Here is an 18,683-nt window from a genome sequence, read left to right as displayed (position 1 = left end):
AATACTGGAAAGCCATCTCACCGACAGAAAATATGCTTGCCGATCGTCTTATATTGCGGCCGCGACCAGATCCATTTCGACGTTGCCGTCTCCGGGTTGAAGTAGTACAAGCAACCGTCGGTCGGATCGAGTCCGCTGACCGCGTCTTTGACCGCTTTGAGCGCGCTCTCGTTCGGCGTCAGCCAGATTTGCCCGTCGGCTACCGCCGTGAACGCGCCAGGCTGGAAAATAACGCCCGTCGCCGTATTCGGGAACTGCGAGGATTTAACGCGGTTCAAAATTACGGCCGCAACGGCCACTTGACCGATATAAGGTTCGCCGCGGGATTCGCCGTAAACGGCGTTGGCCATCATCTTCAAATCTTTATCGGTCAGCCCGAGATCGTTGGAGGCCGGCAGCTTGGCAGATCCTGCGCCGTTGTTCGAGGTTGGCGCTTTCTCTCCTCCGCCTCCAGGCAATTCTGCGGCCGTCGGCTTCCACTCCTTCGTGGCGTTCCAAAGCTTAAGCTTTGTTTTGGATCCGACGACGCCGTCCGCTTTCATGCCGAATTTCCACTGGAACCAGGTTACCGCGTTTTTTGTTTTTTCTCCGAACACGCCGTCGATCTTCCCGTTGAAATACCCTAGCGCCTTAAGACGACCTTGCAGCTCGTAAATGTCTTTGCCCGTCGACCCTTGCTTCAATGTCGTCGTCCCGAATGTTTCTCGGCTTAGCCCGTGGCCGTGGTTTTGCAACGTATAGAGGCCGAGCAAGCCGAACATCAAACAGACGGTCAGAATGACCAGACGATAGCTCACTAGCGTTCACGCCTTTCTTGTTGTGTCATGCATAGGTGTTCGTTCGCCCGTTAGTATGAGATAGGACAATCCCTCTTATACCCATTTCATCGCGCATGCAAAAAAAGCCCGCGACTCCGTTAATGGAATCGCGGGCTTTCGAGCTGATATGGCGATAGATCCGCGCTAAGAAGGAATGCGTTGCTGGTATTGCTCCATCGTCATCAACACCTCGCGCGGCTTGCTGCCTTCGTACGGACCGACGATGCCTTTGGCTTCCATCGAGTCGATCAGTCTCGCCGCGCGCGTGTAGCCGACTCTCATGCGCCGTTGCAATAACGAGACGGACGCCTGCTTCGCTTCGATAATGATTTGAACCGCTTGATCGAACAGCTCGTCCAGTATTTCGTCGGGCGAATCCGATTCCGTGTCGTCGAGTTCCGGTACGAGATCTTCGTTATACTCGGCTTCGGCTTGGCCGCGCGCGTAAGCGACGACCTGCTCGACTTCGTTATCCGACAAAAACGCCCCTTGCACGCGGATCGGCTTTGAAGCGCCCATCGGCAGGAACAGCATGTCCCCGCGGCCAAGCAGCTTCTCCGCGCCTACCATATCGAGTATCGTGCGGGAATCGACTTGGGACGATACGCCGAACGCGATCCGGCTCGGGATGTTCGCCTTGATAACGCCGGTAATGACGTCGACGGACGGACGCTGCGTTGCGATGATCAAGTGGATACCTGCGGCGCGCGCCATTTGGGCGAGTCGGGTGATCGCGTCCTCGACGTCTCCCGCGGCCACCATCATCAAGTCGGCAAGCTCGTCGACGATGACGACGATATACGGGAGAACGCCGTCGGGTTTGTCCCCGCTCATCATGAGCGAGTTATAGCCTTCGATGTTTCGCGTGCCGGATTTGGAAAACTTCTCGTAACGCTTCTCCATCTCGACGACGATTTTCTTCAAAGCTAGCGAAGCTCTGCGCGGATCGGTAACGACCGGCGCGAGCAAATGCGGAATGCCGTTATAGACGTTAAGCTCGACCATCTTCGGGTCGATCATAAGGAACTTCACTTCATCCGGCTTCGCTTTATACAGCAAACTCGTAATGATGCCGTTAATGCACACCGATTTACCCGAACCGGTCGCTCCGGCGACGAGCAAGTGAGGCATCTTCGCCAAGTTGCCGACGATCGGCTGTCCGGAGATGTCACGGCCGAACGCGATCGTGAGCTTCGCCGTCGACTCCGTGAACGGCTGCGTCTCCAGCACTTCGCGCAGCGTGACGACGCTGACCTCGTTATTCGGCACCTCGATGCCGATAGCGGCTTTGCCGGGAATCGGCGCTTCCATCCGTATGTCTTTGGCGGCTAGCGCCAGCGCGATGTCGTCCGTTAAGCTGACGATCCGGCTGACTTTCACCCCTACGTCGGGCTGTAGCTCGTATCTCGTAACCGCGGGACCTCTCGCCACGTCCAACACTTTGGCGCGCACGCCGAAGCTCTCGAGCGTTGCCTCCAGCTTGCGGGCGGTGCTCATGTAATCCGCGGCGTTGCCGGTTTTCCCGGAAGCCGTCGGTTTATCAAGCAATCCGAGACCGGGGAGGCGATACGGCTTGGGTATTTTGCGAACAGGCTTAGGAACTTCCGCTTTCGCGGGCGGCTCCGCGGCGATCGGTTGCTGCCCGTCCAGTCCCGGTAGCGGTTCGTCGTTAAGGTCCATTTCGGTTTGCACCAGATTCGGCGGCAAGAACGGCATATCGACGTTAAGGGTTTCCTCTTCGTCGTCCAAGTCATCGCCGGAATAAGCTTGCGCCGCAAAGTCCGTAAACCTAGGCTGCGGCGTCACGATCGGCTGCGCCGGCTCGTCCTGCTCGCCTTCGTCGTCTCCGTGCAGCAGCACGTTGAACGGCTTCTTCGGCTGCTCGGCCGGCACATCCACAGGCGCAGGCTTCCCGCGGCGCCCGAAGATCGAAGACTCCGGCTTCTTAGCAGGCTGCGCCGCCTCGACAGGCTCTTCGTCGTCCCACTGATCGTCATGCGGCAAGTTTGGCTCGCGCTCGGGCTTACCGTGGAACAACTGGAAGAAGAGCGGCGTCTTGCGTTGCTTCGGCATGAGCGGCTGCTCGTCCATCGCAACGTCATCCGGCTCGAGCGGGATGGACGGTATCGTCGCGGGCTTGCCCTTGCCTTTAACCGGAATCGCCTTAGCCCGCAGCAATTTGCGACCCGAGGAAAACCGGGCAGCCAAAAGCGGCATGACGCGCATGAGGAATAGACGGACCGAACGGCCCATCTCGACGTAGGAGCGATTCGTAATTAACAGCAAAGCGATCGCGAATTCGATTATGAGCACGAATTTGGCGCCGTAATATCCGAATAACCAGAATAGCACCGAATATTGCAGGGCGCCGGTCATCCCGCCGCCGATATCCTTCTCGGTAATCGCCACGTCTTCTTCCGGAGGCACCGACCACAGCTGCTGCTTCAACTGATCCATCGTCTGGCTGACGATACCGGATGGCGAAGTAACGCCGATCTCGCCAAGGCTGTTATCGATGGCGGCCATCGAGCTCCATAACGTAAAGCCGAGCGCGATGATAACGAATCCGGACCTTCTAGAAGTCCAGCCGCGCGGCCAGCTTCGCTTGATCATGACGTATAAGCCGACCCAAATGCCGGCCAAGGCAAGCATATAATAATGAATGCCAAGCAGGAAGCCAAATAGCTTGGAGAGCGATCTGCCGACGGCGGCTTCCCCGGAGATGGCGATAATCGATAACGTAATCAACAAAATGCCGTACACTTCATACTTTAAACCGGCTCCGAACGAAGCCCGCTTTTTTTTGCGCTTGGCCAAAATTGCCACCTCCCGGTTCAACATTATATCACAGTTGAAGGGCGGTTGGCAGAAGTTCCCGACGCTTTACATCCCTAGTCCTGCTTGCTCGGTATCGCTTACAGGCTTTGCTTGCCGGGCGAAATAGATCGTTCGTCCCGGACTGTACTCCGGGCTGAGATATCGGTCCAAAGGCGCGGACAACAATCGAACGATCGTACCGACGCCTGGCGCGGTCGGAAGCACTTGCATCGTCATCCCCTCGTGCTCGATTTCGAGAAAAGGCCCCGGCTCCGTCTGAAATCCGTCCATCACGAGTTCGAGCGGCATCGTCGTATACAACATCATCCTGCGGTCGCTCCTTCCGGCTTAGGCGCTTTGCGCTCGGCGATGCGCCGATTCAGCTCCCTAAGCGCGTCGCCAAGCCCTCCGACCGCATGAATGAGCCCGTGCTTAACCGCATCGGCGCCGATGACCGTCGTGCCGATATCGCGCGTCAGCTCTCCGGTCTTGAACATGAGCTGCTTGAACGTCTCCTCGGTTACGCTGGAATGCCGCGTAACGAAACGCGTGACGCGCTCCTGCATCTTTTCCAAATACTCGAACGTCTGGGGTACCCCGATGACTAGCCCGTTCATCCGAATCGGATGAATCGTCATCGTCGCGGTTTCCGCGATGAACGTATAGTTCGCCGATACGGCGATCGGCACGCCGATCGAGTGGCCTCCGCCTAGGACGACGGTCACGGTCGGCTTGCTGAGGGAAGCGATCATTTCGGCGATGGCCAAGCCCGCTTCGACGTCGCCTCCCACCGTATTCAGCATGATCAGCAAGCCTTCGATTTTCGAATTTTGCTCGGCGGCGACGAGCTGTGGAATGACATGCTCGTACTTCGTCGTTTTATTTTGCGGAGGCAGCATGAGATGACCTTCCACCTGACCGATAATCGTCAAACAAAAAATATTGGATTCACCCGGCGGTAACGGCGTATTTCCGAGCTGTATGATCGACTCCGTCGTAGCTGCTTTCCGCCCTTCGTCCCCCGTATTTGGGTTAGGGTTGGGCACTTCCCCGCTAGCCCCATTCTTGTCCTTGTCGCTCAAGTCAATCCCTCCATCATTACGGTCGCATGGCTTGACATAGTATGGGCGCTGAGGGAGCATTTATACGGTTTGCGTCGGTGTTACGTTTCCGGCTTTCGCTACGCCTTAGGGCATAACAAAAACCGCTCACCTCTCGCAGGCCGCGAAGGATGAACGGTTTTATAATGAGTGTGGGGTTAACGTTATTACACTTCCATGATGATCGGCAAGATCATCGGTCTGCGTCTCGTCTGTTCATACAAGAATCGGCCGAGCGCGTCTTTGACGTTCGTCTTCAGCGAAGCCCACTCGTTGACATTCTCGTTCATAAGCTTGTGCAAGGTGCCCGTAACGATACGGTTAGCTTCCTCGAGCAATCCTTCGGATTCGCGTACGTACACGAAACCGCGCGAAATGATGTCCGGTCCGGACAAAATCGTGCCGTCTTGCTTGCTTAGCGTAACGACAACGACAAGAATACCGTCTTGAGACAGGAGTTTACGGTCGCGAAGCACGATATTGCCTACGTCGCCTACGCCAAGACCGTCGATTAGCACGTTGCCCGCAGGGATTTTGCCTGCTTTGCGAGCCGATCCGTTCTGGAATTCGACCGTGTCACCGTTGTCGATCAAGAAAATATTTTCCTTCGGAATGCCCACCGCTTCGCCTAGCAAGCCGTGGTGGCGCAACATCCGGTATTCGCCGTGAATCGGAATGAAATATTGCGGGCGAATGAGGTTCAGCATAAGCTTCAGTTCTTCTTGGCTTCCGTGACCGGAAACGTGTACGCCGGAAATCGAACCCGGACCGTAAATAACATGCGCGCCGAGACGCATCAGTTCGTCTACCGTACGGCCGACGTAACGCTCGTTACCCGGGATCGGGGTAGCGGCGATGACGACGGTATCGCCAGGCAGGATGTCGACTTTGCGGTGTGTCGATCTTGCCATCCGCGTAAGCGCAGACATTGGTTCGCCTTGGGAACCGGTCGACAAGATGACGACGCGATCCGCCGGCAGCTTGTTCACTTCTTCGGGCTCGATCAACATGCCTTCCGGAATGTTCAAGTAGCCCAGTTCGGACGCGATCGTTACGACATTAACCATGCTGCGTCCGATGACGGTCATCTTGCGACGCGTTTCCATCGCTGCGTTAATGACCTGTTGAATCCGATGCACGTTCGAAGCGAACGTCGCCACAACGACGCGTTGCTTGGAACTGCGGAAAATTTCTTCGAATTCTTTGCCGATGTTGCTTTCCGATGGCGTAAATCCGGCGCGTTCCGCGTTCGTGCTATCGGACAAAAGCGCCAATACGCCGCGGCTGCCGATACCGGCCATCCGTTGCAAGTCCGCATACTGCTCGTTAACCGGCGTATGGTCGAACTTGAAGTCGCCCGTATGAACGACGATGCCTTCCGGCGTGTCCAAGCATACGCCGACGGAGTCCGGAATACTGTGGTTCGTACGGAAGAACGAAGCTTTGATCGCGCCAAGCTGAAGCTCGGTGCCTTCGTTGATCAGATGGCGTTTCGTGTCGCCGAGCAACCCAGCTTCTTTCAGCTTGTTCTCGACGAGTCCGAGCGTAAGCTTCGTTCCGTAGATCGGAACGTTCAGTTGTTTCAAAATGTACGGAAGACCGCCGATGTGGTCTTCGTGGCCGTGCGTAAGCAGAATCCCCCGTACTTTATCGCGGTTCTCGATTAAATAGGTAATATCCGGGATGACGACATCGATGCCGAGCATCTCTTCCTCCGGAAACTTAAGACCGGCATCCACGACGATAATATCGTTCGCGTACTGAATGCAATACATGTTTTTGCCGATCTCACCTACGCCGCCGAGCGCGAAAATGAGCAATTTATCTTGGTTGTTTTTCTTAGACAAGTCTAGCTACCTCCCAAATCATCTCGACGATCCCGTTCGATATGAAATTATCAATTTGCAAAATATTGGCCGCACCCAATCACTCTCAATCATTATACATGAAGCAATTCAACAAAAACAAGTTCGCAAAATTAGGTTTCCCAGTGCAAAAAACCGATATCCGGCGGATATCGGTTTCGCATGAAAGGGAGACTTAGCGGCGAAGGACGGATATCCGATGGTTAAGCTTTGATTAACGCTTGCAGGAATTCCGCTTCCGCCTCGCTTACGTCAACGAGCGGCAATCTGACGCCGCCGACGGGCAGTCCGCGCAGACCGAGGGCATACTTGACCGCCACCGGATTCGGAACCGGGTTCGGACAATTGAACAAGCCCTTGAAGTAAGGATAGCATTCTTGATTCAAAGCCATCGCCTCTTGAACTTTCCCGCTCAGGAAGGTGTCGATGAGCTGCTTCATCTTGGCGCCGATCATATGGCTGGCGACGCTGACGATGCCGTATCCGCCGACGGACAACACCGGAAGCGTAACCGCGTCGTCGCCGCTATAGACTTTGAAACCTTCAGGCGCGCCGGCCAGAATTTCGGTTACTTGTTCCAATCCCGCGCATTCTTTGGTAGCGAAAATGTTCGGAATTTGAGCGAGGCGAAGCGTTGTAGCTACCGAGATCGAAGCGACCGTACGAGACGGTACGTTATAGATCATGATCGGCAGCTTCGTCGCTTCCGCGATGACGCGGAAGTGCTGGTAAATGCCTTCTTGGTTAGGCTTGTTGTAGTACGGAGCGACGAGCAAAATCCCGTCGACGCCGACTTGTTCCGCCTTAATCGTCAATTTCACGGAATGGGCCGTTTCGTTGCTCCCCGTTCCGGCGATGATTTTGCAACGGCCTGCCGCTCTCTTCACCGCGAAGCGGAACAGCTCGACCTTCTCCTCGTCGGTCAACGTCGGCGACTCACCGGTCGTGCCGCTAACGACAAGGCTTTCAGCATGTTGCTCTTCGATTAAATAATCGATTAATCGGCCGGTCGTATCCCAATCGATATTCAACTGCTCGTCGAATGGCGTTACCATTGCCGTAATCAGACGCCCGAAACTCATTCGCTTATCCCCCTTATTCCTCATCGCCTCATGCCAGATGCAGCCCGAACGACGTATGCAAAGCTTGCAGCGCCGCCGCTAAATCCGTTTCCGCGATTAGCACCCATATAGTCGTATTGGAATCCGCGGATTGCAAGATCGAAATTCCGGCAGTCGTTAACGCTTCAACTATAACCGCCATGACGCCAGGCTCGCCGTTCATTCCGCCGCCGATCATCGATACTTTGGCGCAGCCGCGGCGTACGATCGGTTCGAATTCAAGCTCCCTCAGCAGGCGTACCGCGGTGTCCGCGTCCGATTCCGAGACGGTGTAGTGAACGCCTGTCGGCATAACGTTAATAAAGTCGACGCTTATCCCATGCGTAGCCATCGCTCGAAAGACGCGCAACTGCAGCTCAGACGGACCGTTATCGCTGTTGACCGCAAGTTGCGTCACTCCGCTTACGTGAGCAAGCCCCGTAACGGTGCGATCGATCCATACCCCACTCTCCCGCATCGTCTCCGAACGGGTAACGAGCGTGCCTTCCCCGTCCGAGAACGTCGATCGTACGCGAACGGGAACTCCGGCTTTCATGGCGATTTCCACCGCTCTTGGATGGATGACTTTAGCGCCGTTGTGAGCCATATTGCTGATTTCTTCATAGCTGACGACCGGTAACTGGCGAGCGCCCGGAACCCATCTCGGGTCCGCGGTTAGAATACCGTCGACATCCGTATAGATGTCGACAATCTTTGCGCCTAGCGCAGCGCCTAGCGCCGTTGCGGACGTATCGCTTCCGCCGCGGCCAAGCGTCGTAATCTCGCCGCGATCGGTCATGCCCTGGAACCCGGCGACAATGACGACGCGGCCGTCGGCTATATGCTGTTGAATCGCTTCCGTCTGAATGCGGACGATTCTAGCCGCGCCGTAACGCGCATCCGTCATAATGCCTGCCTGTCCTCCGGTCAAAGCGACCGCCGGAATACCTTCCGCGATCAACAAGCTGCATAGCGTCGCCGCGGAGATCAGTTCCCCGCACGATAGCAGCAAATCTCTTTCCCTAGCAGGCAAAGCGTTACCGTTAAGTCTGATCAATTCTAGCAAAGAATCGGTCGCGTACGGCTCGCCGCGCCTCCCCATCGCCGATACGACGATGACGAGCGTGCGACCCGCATCCAACTCCCTAACAATATGACGGAGGACGTGGCGCCGACTTTGTTCGTCGGACAGCGACGTCCCACCGAATTTTTGCACGATAAGGTCCATCTTCGCTTCCTCCACTCGGGATTAGCACCATTAGCGGGAAGAAGGTAGGATCGTTGCTGCTTCAAGTTTTATTGCGGAATTGCGATATACTCCGCGATTTGTACCGCGTTCCATGCTGCGCCTTTGAGCAGATTGTCGGATACGATCCACAGGTTCAATCCGCGAGGATTGGAGATGTCGCGGCGCACGCGGCCTACGAAAGTCTCGTTTTTGCCTGCGGCGAACACCGGCATCGGATATTGTTGTCCTGCGGGATCGTCAAGCAATACGATACCTGGCGCATCGGACAGCAAGTTCTTCACGTCTTCGATTTCGAAATCGGATTTGAGCTCGACATAGACCGATTCGGAATGACCGTATACGACAGGGACGCGAACGCAAGTCGCCGTAACTTCGAGCGTATCGTCTCCCATAATTTTCTTCGTCTCGCGGATCATCTTCATCTCTTCGAGCGTGAAGCCGTTGTCGGTGAACTTGTCGATTTGCGGAATGACGTTAAAGGCGATCTGATGTTTCACTGGCAGCGAGGCGGAAGGCAAAATGTCCGGGTTCGCGTCGTTACCGGCCAATACTTCGCGGGATTGGCGAAGCATCTCGTTGATCGCTTTCGCGCCTGCGCCGGATACCGCTTGGTAGGTGGAAACGATGATGCGGCTCATGCCGTAACGATCGTAGAGCGGCTTAAGCGCCGCGACCATCTGGATCGTCGAACAGTTCGGGTTAGCGATGATGCCCTTATGATCGCTGATCTTATCGATATTCACTTCCGGAACGACAAGCGGAGTTTCAGGATCCATCCGATAAGCGTTCGTGTTATCGATACATACCGCGCCATGTTCGACGGCATGCGGAATAAGAGCTTTGCTGACGTCGCCGCCGGCGCTGAACAACGCGATATCTACACCCTTGAAGCTTTCGGGCTTCGCTTCTTCTACGGTTAATTCCTTGCCTTTGAAGGCGATCTTCGTGCCTGCGGAGCGCGCGGAAGAGAGCAGCTTCAAGCTGGCAAGCGGGAAGTTGCGTTCTTCGAGTAATTTGAGGATTTGTTCCCCAACGGCGCCGGTCGCTCCCACGACGGCGACGTTAAACAACGTTTGCGTAGACATACTAGATCCTTCTCCCCTCGGGTGCAGCGAATATATCTCAAGCGTATAGGAACCGCTCAATGAGCAAAGGTTGTAGCTGTTTGCCTTGTAACGCCGCTTCGCAAGTTTCCATTACCAGGTCCATACGGGCGACGAGAGAATTCGGTTTCGCTTGCGGGTTATCTTGGCCGAACGGAACGAAATAGATGTTCTTCGTCACGAGCAGCTTCGCGATGTTGGCCGCGTTCAAGCCGAGACCGTCGTTCGTGGATATCGCGATGACTAGCGGACGTTGATTGCGCATTTGCGACTTGGCGGCCATCAGCACGGGACCGTCCGTCATCGCGTTCGCGAGCTTGCTCGTCGTGTTGCCGGTGCACGGCGCGATAGCCAATACGTCGAGCCTCTTGGAAGGACCGAGCGGTTCGGCATCCACGATGGTGGATATAATGTCGTTGCCGGTAATATCTCTTAACGCCTTCTGCCAGTCATCGGATGCGCCGAATCTCGTATCCGTCGTCATAATAGTATGAGAGACGATCGGCACGACGGATGCTCCCGCGTCGACGAATCGTTGAATTTGCGGCATGATCTCGGCTAGCGTGCAATGCGAGCCGGATAAGGCGTATCCTACCGTTTTACCTTGCCAATTCATGGTTGATTCCCCCGTAGTCGGAAGTCTTCCAGAATGATCTGGATCAGACTGTTCGCGATGATACGACCGGCTGTCTTCGGTGCCACGATTCCGGGTAATCCGGGCGCCAAAAGCGCCTTGATCCCTCTCTTCTCGGCAAACCGAAAATCAGTGCCGCCAGGCTTGGAGGCGAGGTCGATAATGCATGCGCGCAGGGGAAGTTGTGCGATCACTTGTGCTGTGACTATCATAGTCGGAATTGTATTAAAAATCAAGTCGATATTCCCCGCCAGACGCGCGATTTCAGGCATATAAAACGGCTCGAAACCGACCTCGAAAGCACGCGCGAACGATTCGTCGCGGCGTACTCCGACCTTGACGCGCGCACCCAAAGCTTGCAGCGTACGAGCCATCGTGAAGCCGGTGCGGCCGAGACCGAGCACCATGCAATTCGAGTTATGAATCGTAATATCCGTATTCTGAATCGCCATCATAAGCGCGCCTTCAGCCGTCGGGATCGAGTTGTAAATGGCAACGTCGTCGCGCTCGAACAATTCGACCAGCGCGAGCAAGTGTTTCTCGCATAGCTTCCTTAAATAAGGTTTGGCCATGCCCGTAATGATTTTGCACGTCTTGGGGGCTACCGACAGATGGGCATCCGTCAGCTTAAGCTCAAGATCGGTAAATATAGTGGAGATCGTTCCGTCATCGTCGGTGCCGACCGCAGGAAGCACCAACGCATCCGCGTTTTGCAAAATATCCGGCGTCCAATCCGCCTTAACGACGCCGCTGAACGGCGTATCGAGCCGATCGAAGCCGCATAACGTTACGATCGCGTCGAGCTCTGTCAATCGGCGGATCACTTCAAGCTGCCTAGCGTCGCCGCCGGCGAGAACGATCTGCGCTCCCGTGAGCATCGTGTCCCCTCCCTTCGTTTGCTTGCTTATGCATAGCACATCGTATGCATTCGCCCAGTCAGGGGTGAAGGGACAGCGCGGGAGCTATATGTGGATTGTCTCGATTGAAGGTTGCCGTGGGATATATATCCTTCCGCTGCGGCTTCACCCCGCAAAGTGAAGTAACTCTGCCCAGCATATACCGAATACTTTGCGGGGACCCCGAACTCTGGTCGTGAAATTTGAATGGGAAGTTCATAGTGATTTCACGACCGTAAAGGCAGGCGCTCCGCTCTTCAGGACATATATCCCACTCTTCCATTCATAGATGCAGTGCATACAAAAAGGAGCCGCCCGCTTCCGGGCAGCCCCTTCTTTATTTTATTATTTACCCGTATGTCCAAAGCCGCCTTCACCGCGAACCGTTTCCGAAAGCTCGGAAACTTCTTGCAGACTCACTTGCGGGACGCGTTGGAACACGATTTGCGCGATGCGCTCGCCGCGGTTGATCGTGAACGGCTCCTGGCCCAAGTTAATGAGCAGCACCTTCACTTCGCCCCGATAATCGGCGTCGATCGTTCCGGGCGTATTCAAGCAGGTAATGCCATGCTTATAGGCGAGACCGCTGCGCGGTCTGACCTGCGCTTCAAGCTCTCTTGGCATCGCCATCGCGAAGCCCGTCGGAATTAACGCCCGCTCGCCCGGCGCGAGAATGAACGGTTCGCTTACCGCGGCATGAACGTCGAATCCGGCCGCCCACTCCGACATTTGCTGCGGCAACGGAACGTCTTCATTCCCCTGCAGCCGCTTCAACTGAATTGGATACAACGAATTCCCTCCCGATTCCCGACAACACTTTCTCGTTCGCGCCGACCAAAGCGACCGCGCACGGTTGCTCCATCATCCGCGTGATCATATCGTTAACGTCCGACAGCGTGACGCGATCGATCCGAGTCAGCATATCGTCGAGCGAATAATGCTTGCCGAGCATTAATTCGTTTTTGCCTTGACGGTTCATCCGGCTGCTCGTGCTTTCAAGGCTTAAGATGAGGTTGCCCTTCAACTGCTCTTTGCCGCGTGAAATTTCCGACTCGCTGAGCCCTTTGGCGGCGACGTCGTTAAGCAGCTCCATCGTCAAGTCGTATACGTCCTGCGTCTGCTTAGGAGCGGTGCCGGCATACACGGTGAACAACCCGCTGTCCGCGTACGAAGTATGGTAGGAGTAGACGGAATACGCCAGCCCCCGCTTCTCGCGGATTTCTTGGAACAGACGGGAGCTCATGCCTCCGCCGATCGTGTTATTCAGCAAAATCATCGCGTACAAATTCGGCTCTTGAATCGAACAACCCGGGAACGTAAGGCACAGATGGTTCTGCTCCGTCTTTTTCCGATGGAACAACGCGTTCGGTTGGAAAGTAGCCGCGCTAATAGCCGGATCGGAGCCTCTGACGTCGAAATGGCCGAAATGCGCTTCCAACAACGCAAGCACGTCTTCGGTTATGTTGCCGGCGATGCTGATGACCGTGTTGTCTATCCGGTAACGCTCGCCCATATAGCCGCGCAAGTCCGCGGAGCCCATCGCGTTCAGACGTTCCGCCGTGCCCAAAATCGAATACGCGAGCGGATGATCGCCGTACGCCGCGCTGGAAGCCAGATCGTGTACCGTATCGTCCGGCGTGTCTTCGTACATCGAGATTTCTTCCAAAATGACGTTCTTCTCTTTGGCCAGCTCTTCGTCCGCCAGCTGGGAGTTGAAGAACATATCCGATAGGATATCGACGGCGATCGGCAAATGCTCGTCAAGCACCTTCGCGTAATAACAAGTGTATTCCTTGGAAGTGAAGGCGTTAACGTTGCCGCCTATTCCGTCGAAGCGGTCGGCGATATCTTTGGCGCTATGGCGATTCGTCCCTTTGAACAACATATGTTCAATGAAATGGGAAATCCCGTTATTGCCCAAGTCTTCGTAGCGGGAACCGGTTTTGACCCAGATGCCGAACGATACCGATCTGACGCCGGGAATCGATTCGATCATCACGCGCAGTCCGTTGCCTAGTTGAACCTTTTTCACCAGATCTCCCCCTTTGAGAATGATTCCACTATACCAAATTCCGACATGTGCCACAACAAACCCTAAATCCGGTCCGTGGACAGAGTCTCGGACACCGTTCCGAGCGAATAGCCTTTAGCTCGCACCGCTTTGATGATTCCCGAAAGCGCGCCCTTGGAGGATTCCGTTGGATGCATCAAAATAAGCGTGCCCGGGCCGACTCTGGATGTCACTTTGGCGACGATCGACCATGACGGCGGTTTTCTCCAATCGAGCGTGTCGAGCGTCCATAATACGGTGCGAAGTCCGAATTCGGCGGCTACTTTAACCGTTTGGCTGTTATAGTCGCCCGATGGAGGCGCGAACCACTTATTGTCTACGCCGAGTTCGTCCAGCAGTTTTTCCGTTTTCCCGATTTCCTCGCGTTGCTTACCGGCCCCCAACTGACTCATATTCGGATGCGAGTACGCATGGTTAGACAATTCGTGTCCGCTCGCTATAATTTCTTTCGCCACGTCCATATGCTTGGAAAGCCACATTCCGTCCATGAAAAAAGTCGCGTGAACGTTAGCGGCTTTTAACGTATCGAGCATCGGCATCAAGTACTCGTCCCCCCATGCTACGTTGATCATGAGGGCGACCATCGGCTTAGCCGGATTTCCGCGATAAGTCGGCAGCATAGGCAAGTCCGACAAGTTGATCGCCGGTTTGATCTCCCGATACACCCATGGGAACTTCGCGGTGGCGATCGGCACTTGAATGCCTGCCTCCATCGCTTTGCGATAGGTGGCCTGAACATCGACCTCTCGGCCATCGTAGCCGGGAATCGCTTTCCATACGCGGTCGTTCACCGCATCGATAGCCGTCATAGCTTTGCCTGGCGCCTGTTGCTCGATCCATTGCAGCAATGGTTTATTCGTCTCGTCCGGTTTGAACGCAGCTTGGACGGCATCCGTCCGCTTGACGGCCGACAAGTAGGCATGAAGCGGCCCGTAAGTGCCTGCGAGCAATACAAGCGATAAGCAAACAAGCATGGCGAGTGCTTTGGCAGACAGATTGGCATGCTTCATCGACGTCACTCCCGATCTTGTCCCGTTACCCTGCCTCAATCCTATGCCCGGATAACGGCGAATATGAGTGAGCATCCCATAGAAACCGCCGATTTATGCAAACAAAAAGAGACCCGCAGATGAACCGCACCTCCGACTGTTAGATGTGTCTAACAATAGCGTGCAGTTCACTAGCTCGTCTCATTTGTCCATGCGATATGAGATTGTTGATTCGGTTATACGGAGGATGGCTGCTCAGGGCTGAGCAACGCTTTGCGGGACAGGTTGATCCGGCCCATGTTGTCGATCTCCGTTACTTTGACTTCGACGACGTCGCCGATGTTCAAGACGTCTTCGACTTTATTGATGCGCTCGTTGGCGACCTGGCTAATGTGGATGAGACCATCCTTATTAGGCAAAATCTCAACGAAGCAGCCGAACTTCTCGATCCGTTTAACGGTACCGGTGTATACTTCGCCGACGACGACTTCTTTGACGATGCCTTCGATAATGCTGCGCGCGCGTTGGTTCGCAGCTTCGTTCGTCGAAGCGATGTAGACGGTGCCGTCTTGCTCGATATCGATTTTAACGCCGGTTTCTTCGATGATTTTGTTGATGATTTTACCGCCGGAGCCGATAACGTCGCGGATTTTGTCCGGATTGATTTTAAGCGTAATGATCTTCGGCGCGTAAGGGCTAAGCGACTTGCGCGGCTCTTGCATCGTCTCGAGCATTTTGCCGAGGATGAACAAGCGGCCTTCTTTCGCTTGCGCTAACGCATCGGTTAGAATCTGACGGTCGATGCCGTCGATCTTGATATCCATCTGGATAGCGGTAATACCGGCAGCCGTACCCGCAACTTTGAAGTCCATGTCGCCGAGATGGTCTTCCATCCCTTGAATGTCCGTCAAAATCGAAGTATGATCGCCGTCTTTAATGAGTCCCATCGCAACGCCCGCAACCGGAGCCTTGATCGGAACGCCCGCATCCATCATCGCGAGCGTGCTCGCGCAAATGCTCGCTTGGGAAGTCGAACCGTTCGACTCTAGCACTTCGGAGACGAGGCGGATCGTATACGGGAAGTCGGCTTCCGAAGGAATGACTTTCAGCAATGCGCGTTCGCCGAGCGCGCCGTGACCGATTTCGCGGCGTCCCGGCGGACGGAGCGGACGAGCTTCGCCGACCGAGAATGGCGGGAAGTTGTAATGGTGCATGAAACGCTTGGACTCTTCTAGGCCGATGCCGTCGAGAATTTGAACTTCTCCGAGCGGACCGAGCGTACAAATGCTGAGCGCCTGCGTCTGACCGCGCGTGAACAAGCCGGAGCCGTGCGTGCGCGGCAAGATCGATACGTCGCTGTCGATCGGACGGATTTCGGCAAGTCCGCGACCGTCCGGACGCACTTTATCGTGCGTGATGAGACGACGAACTTCGTTCTTAACGATATCGTACAGCACTTCTTTGACGTCTTTGAGCTTGCTTGGCGTATCCGCGTATTGGATCGCGAAATGCGCTACGGTTTCCGCGTTGATCGCGTCGATCGCTTCTTGGCGAGCATGCTTCTCGGAAATGCGTACCGCTTCTACTAGGCGAGCCTGCGCGTAAGCTTGTACATCGGCTTCCACTTGAGCGTCGACCGCATGCAGCTTAACCGCCATCTTCGGTTGTCCGGCTTTGGCGACGAGCCCGTCGATCGTGTCCACGATCTTCTTGATCTCGTCATGACCGAACATGATCGCTTCCAGCATATCCTGTTCGGATACTTCGTCCGCTTCCGCTTCGACCATCATGATCGCATCGCGCGTACCGGCGACGACGACGTAAAGATCGCTTTTCGCTTCTTGGTCGACGGTCGGATTCACGATGAATTGTCCGTCTACGCGTCCGACGATAACGCCGCCGATTGGTCCGTTGAACGGAACGTTGGAAATCGCCAGCGCAGCGGAAGTACCGATCATAGCCGCGATTTCAGGCGAGCAATCTTGATCGACGCTGAGCACCAGGTTTACGATCTGTACGTCGTTACGGAATCCTTCGGAGAAGAGCGGACGAATCGGACGGTCCGTCAAACGGCTCGCCAAAATCGCTTTTTCGCTTGGACGGCCTTCGCGTTTAATGAATCCGCCCGGAATTTTACCTACCGCGTACAGCTTTTCTTCATAGTTGACCGTAAGCGGGAAAAAATCTAGATCTTTAGGCTCCGTCGAAGCCGTTACAGTGGATAGTACCACCGTATCTCCATAACGAACGACTACCGCGCCGTTCGCTTGCTTAGCCAAACGTCCTGTCTCCAAAGCAAACGGACGTCCGCCAAGCAACATCTCCACACGTTGTTCCAAAACAATTCCCTCCTCTAAGTGCGAGCTACGCTCGTCACGCCGGCAAGGACGAATAAGCGTTCTCGCGCTCGTCCATGCCTAAACAACTTTATGTACATTCGACACTCTTCCCATTATTTCCTGCTTTATGGCCGCTTAGGCATAGACTCGGATGACAAGTCGGTCCCAACATGGGAAAAAAGCAACCCGGTGCCGCTCTGGACCAAAAGTCCAAATCGGCTGAGCCAGGTTGCTTTCGTGCGGGTTAAAATTAGCGACGTAGTCCGAGCTTCGCGATAAGCGCGCTGTAACGGGAAACGTCTTTGTTCTTCAGGTAAACGAGCAGCTTACGACGTTGACCAACCATCTTGAGCAAACCGCGGCGCGAGTGGTGATCTTTCTTGTGCGACCGGAAATGGTTCGTCAAATTGTTGATGTTCTCCGTAAGGATAGCGATCTGGACTTCCGGGGATCCGGTATCCGAAGCATGCGTACGATGCGTCTCGATCAATTCTTGTTTACGTTCTTGTGTCAATGCCATCCTGGGTACACCTCCTTCAATAGAATCGCCATTAGCCTCGCTGGCGTCGGTGTGAGGCGCGCAGCCAAGCTAAGGTTATGTTTGCTTACCGTTACGACCTAGTCGGTCGCATTTCAGCAACGTTGTATAGTATAGCACATGAACATAGGCATATACAATGTCCATGTTCAGACAGCTAACGTAATTGTTCGGTTAAAAGCTCTCGCGATCGTTCGGCATCCTGCGAAATTTGAGCGACGAGCTGATCGATCGATTCGAACTTGCGCTCCGGCCGTATGAAGGAATGAAAAACGAGCGCGATTTCGCGGCCGTACAAGTCTCCGGAATAATCGAACAGATGAGCTTCCAACTTCAATTGTCCGCCGGGCGCTTCGAAAGTAGGCCTCACGCCGACGTTCAGCACGCCTTGATAGCGCGTTGCCGTCTCCGTTGTTCCCGGCTTAGGCAATACGTCGATCTCGATCGCGTACACGCCGTTCTGCGGAATGACGTAAGGTTGCTCCGGCATGACGTTCGCGGTCGGAAAGCCCAGCAGGCGCCCGCGTGCATCGCCATGAACGACGATGCCTTGAATGACGTAAGGTCTGCCGATCAATTGCGAAGCATCGCGCGGTTCGCCGGCAGCAAGCTTCTCGCGAATGCGCGTGCTGCTGACCTTGCCCCCGTCTGCAAATACCGGCGAGACGACATGTACTTGGATGTTGCCGTCTCCGAACGATTGAAGCGACTCCGCGTTGCCTTCGCCGCGATGGCCGAACTTAAAATCGAATCCGACGACGGCCGTCCGAACGCCAATCGGCGCAATTAACGACCGGACGAATTGCTCCGCCGTCACTTCGGAGAACGGTCTGTCGAAATGAATAACGTAAGCAGCCTCGACGCCTAGTCCGGCGAACAGCGCAAGCTTGTCTTCAACCGGCGTCAGCACGGTCGTATATTGCGAACCATGGCCCAGCACGACTCTCGGATGAGGATCGAACGTCATGACCGCAGGTACGAGACCTTGCTGCTTCGCAAGCGCGACAGCTTGACGGATCACTTCTTGATGGCCGAGATGCACGCCGTCGAAAAATCCGATCGCAAGCGAAATCCCTTTCGGTTTGCAAGCTCCGGCAGGCAATCGGCCTGCTTCCATAACGTTGTTCACGTATAAATCGTATCGTTCCACCTGATGTCCCCCTG

At 55.1% G+C, this 18,683-nt stretch carries 16 protein-coding genes; all 16 read right to left on the bottom strand.

Annotation, left to right across the window (positions count from 1 at the left end; all coding sequences use genetic code 11):
- Window positions 1–17: 17 nt before the first annotated feature.
- Window positions 18–797 (bottom strand): spore cortex-lytic enzyme, encoded by a 780-nt coding sequence (gene sleB / locus ACFPQ4_RS24130; RefSeq protein ID WP_378114481.1) that lies wholly within the window; start codon window positions 795–797, stop codon window positions 18–20.
- Window positions 798–962: 165 nt separating this feature from the next.
- Window positions 963–3,635: a DNA translocase FtsK gene (locus tag ACFPQ4_RS24125; RefSeq protein WP_465251455.1), complete on the bottom strand. Its 2,673-nt coding sequence runs from the start codon at window positions 3,633–3,635 to the stop codon at window positions 963–965.
- 66 nt (window positions 3,636–3,701) lie between these two features.
- Window positions 3,702–3,962, bottom strand: a complete 261-nt coding sequence (locus ACFPQ4_RS24120) for a YlzJ-like family protein (RefSeq protein ID WP_378114479.1) — start codon at window positions 3,960–3,962, stop codon at window positions 3,702–3,704.
- Window positions 3,959–4,717, bottom strand: coding sequence for a ClpP family protease (locus ACFPQ4_RS24115; RefSeq protein ID WP_378114478.1), 759 nt, complete (start codon window positions 4,715–4,717; stop codon window positions 3,959–3,961). The genes ACFPQ4_RS24120 and ACFPQ4_RS24115 overlap by 4 nt, the downstream gene beginning before the upstream one ends.
- Window positions 4,718–4,902: 185 nt before the next feature.
- Complete coding sequence (locus ACFPQ4_RS24110) at window positions 4,903–6,582, bottom strand: ribonuclease J (RefSeq protein ID WP_378114477.1); 1,680 nt, start codon at window positions 6,580–6,582, stop codon at window positions 4,903–4,905.
- Between the two features lie 221 nt (window positions 6,583–6,803).
- Window positions 6,804–7,682 carry a 4-hydroxy-tetrahydrodipicolinate synthase gene (dapA, locus tag ACFPQ4_RS24105; RefSeq protein WP_378114476.1) on the bottom strand — a complete coding sequence of 293 codons (879 nt, stop codon included), beginning with the start codon at window positions 7,680–7,682 and terminating at the stop codon, window positions 6,804–6,806.
- A gap of 28 nt (window positions 7,683–7,710) precedes the next feature.
- Window positions 7,711–8,928, bottom strand: coding sequence for an aspartate kinase (gene dapG, locus ACFPQ4_RS24100; protein WP_378114475.1), 1,218 nt, complete (start codon window positions 8,926–8,928; stop codon window positions 7,711–7,713).
- 68 nt (window positions 8,929–8,996) lie between these two features.
- Window positions 8,997–10,034, bottom strand: a complete 1,038-nt coding sequence (locus ACFPQ4_RS24095; RefSeq protein WP_378114474.1) for an aspartate-semialdehyde dehydrogenase — start codon at window positions 10,032–10,034, stop codon at window positions 8,997–8,999.
- Window positions 10,035–10,071: 37 nt separating this feature from the next.
- On the bottom strand, window positions 10,072–10,668 hold the full coding sequence (locus tag ACFPQ4_RS24090) for a dipicolinate synthase subunit B (protein WP_378114473.1): 597 nt from the start codon (window positions 10,666–10,668) through the stop codon (window positions 10,072–10,074).
- Entirely contained in the window at window positions 10,665–11,564 is a 900-nt protein-coding gene (gene dpsA, locus ACFPQ4_RS24085) for a dipicolinate synthase subunit DpsA (RefSeq protein WP_378114472.1), read from the bottom strand. The genes ACFPQ4_RS24090 and dpsA overlap by 4 nt, the downstream gene beginning before the upstream one ends.
- Window positions 11,565–11,927: 363 nt before the next feature.
- Window positions 11,928–12,371 (bottom strand): dUTP diphosphatase, encoded by a 444-nt coding sequence (gene dut / locus ACFPQ4_RS24080; protein WP_378114471.1) that lies wholly within the window; start codon window positions 12,369–12,371, stop codon window positions 11,928–11,930.
- Complete coding sequence (locus ACFPQ4_RS24075) at window positions 12,334–13,614, bottom strand: M16 family metallopeptidase (RefSeq protein WP_378114470.1); 1,281 nt, start codon at window positions 13,612–13,614, stop codon at window positions 12,334–12,336. Before ACFPQ4_RS24075 ends, dut begins: the two co-directional genes overlap by 38 nt.
- Window positions 13,615–13,676: 62 nt before the next feature.
- Window positions 13,677–14,663 carry a polysaccharide deacetylase family protein gene (locus ACFPQ4_RS24070; protein ID WP_378114469.1) on the bottom strand — a complete coding sequence of 329 codons (987 nt, stop codon included), beginning with the start codon at window positions 14,661–14,663 and terminating at the stop codon, window positions 13,677–13,679.
- 215 nt (window positions 14,664–14,878) lie between these two features.
- Window positions 14,879–16,981 carry a polyribonucleotide nucleotidyltransferase gene (pnp, locus tag ACFPQ4_RS24065; RefSeq protein ID WP_378114468.1) on the bottom strand — a complete coding sequence of 701 codons (2,103 nt, stop codon included), beginning with the start codon at window positions 16,979–16,981 and terminating at the stop codon, window positions 14,879–14,881.
- Window positions 16,982–17,231: 250 nt separating this feature from the next.
- Complete coding sequence (rpsO, locus tag ACFPQ4_RS24060) at window positions 17,232–17,501, bottom strand: 30S ribosomal protein S15 (RefSeq protein WP_378114467.1); 270 nt, start codon at window positions 17,499–17,501, stop codon at window positions 17,232–17,234.
- Between the two features lie 175 nt (window positions 17,502–17,676).
- Window positions 17,677–18,669 carry a bifunctional riboflavin kinase/FAD synthetase gene (locus tag ACFPQ4_RS24055; RefSeq protein WP_378114466.1) on the bottom strand — a complete coding sequence of 331 codons (993 nt, stop codon included), beginning with the start codon at window positions 18,667–18,669 and terminating at the stop codon, window positions 17,677–17,679.
- Between the last annotated feature and the right edge of the window lie 14 nt (window positions 18,670–18,683).

This window comes from Cohnella yongneupensis, from assembly GCF_042655785.1.
GTDB classification, from domain to species: Bacteria; Bacillota; Bacilli; order Paenibacillales; family Paenibacillaceae; genus Cohnella; species Cohnella yongneupensis.
Note: the sequence above shows the minus strand (reverse complement) of the source record. Positions and strands in the feature narration are given on the sequence as shown.